This is a genomic window from Collinsella sp. SGI.033 (assembly GCF_050315135.1).
GTDB lineage: Bacteria > Actinomycetota > Coriobacteriia > Coriobacteriales > Coriobacteriaceae > Collinsella.
This window is the reverse complement of record NZ_JBNPOK010000058.1, coordinates 1-1,072: the sequence shown is the minus strand read 5'-3', so window position 1 is coordinate 1,072 and position 1,072 is coordinate 1. Positions and strand designations below refer to the sequence as shown.

The window sequence follows — 1,072 nt, the reverse complement described above, 5'->3', positions numbered from 1 at the left end:
GTAAGCATATATCCCCCTTTCCTAATAGGACACTACGAAGAGCTCAGACTCTTCGAAATTGAACGCCTAGAGCACGCTGGCGCAGTCAACCTTGGGGTCATCGGCCAGGGGTCGAATCTCGACCTCAACGCCACGATCCAGCATCTCGCGCACATCGGCTTCCTCGGCCGCGGTCAGGAAGATCTGACGAGAGACCTGACGCGCATCGGGACGCTTCTCGTCCTTGGGCTTGGTGTTGCCCAGGTTGACCGACTTGATCTGCGGGCAGCCCTCAACAAGCTGCTTTGCCTCAGCAATAGTGGCGACACAGATGATCATCTTGTACTTGTCGGTCACGCCCGAGTTGATAGCTTCGATTGCATGCTCCATATCTTTGATGACGAGCTTGCAGCCGGCAGGCTTGCCCATCTTGAGCGTCGTCTTCCACACCGGGTCATTAGCGACCTTATCGCCCACGCAGAAGATGCAGTTGGAGCCAAGGCCCTGAACCCAGGAAACTGCGACCTGGCCATGAAGCAGGCGATGGTCAACGCGAAGTAGCTGAATCATAATGTGACCCCCCAAAGGTCTTGTGCCGTCTTACGGCGTGTCAGTAGGTGCTACGGATTAGAACTCTTCTTCCTCGTCGTCATCGACCAAAAGATCGTTGACAAACTTCACGCGCGTATCGTCCGCAGCGACGATGGCGCGAATCGTCTCCTCAACCGGCGCCGACTCGTCAGAGAACAGCAACTGGATGAGGAGAGGAAGGTTCATGTTGGTAACGAGGTACGTGCGGGGACGCGTCTGGACGATCTTGGTGAACTCGTTGTTGACGCTGCCGCCAAAGAGGTCGGTGCAGACAACGACATCATCGTCAGCAGACATGCCTGCCAGCAGTTTTTGGGCCTCCTCGGCCACGTCCATGCGGCCATCGACGAACATCGAAAGATCGTGAACGTTGTCGCGAGCGCCCGAGAGCAGCTCGACGCTCTCCTTGATGCCGGTAGCGAAGTGCGCATGGCTGGCGATGATGTACTGTCTCATTCTGTGTTCCTCTCAATAGCCCGGCACGTTCCCGCACCCGTTTTCT

The 1,072-nt window shown here is 56.6% G+C and carries 2 protein-coding genes; both read right to left on the bottom strand.

Annotation, left to right across the window (positions count from 1 at the left end; translation table 11 throughout):
• Positions 1-66 precede the first annotated feature (66 nt).
• Positions 67-549, bottom strand: coding sequence for a PTS sugar transporter subunit IIB (locus ACQRC0_RS08740; protein WP_099432286.1), 483 nt, complete (start codon positions 547-549; stop codon positions 67-69).
• A gap of 57 nt (positions 550-606) precedes the next feature.
• Positions 607-1,026 carry a PTS sugar transporter subunit IIA gene (locus ACQRC0_RS08735; protein ID WP_035137739.1) on the bottom strand — a complete coding sequence of 140 codons (420 nt, stop codon included), beginning with the start codon at positions 1,024-1,026 and terminating at the stop codon, positions 607-609.
• Between the last annotated feature and the right edge of the window lie 46 nt (positions 1,027-1,072).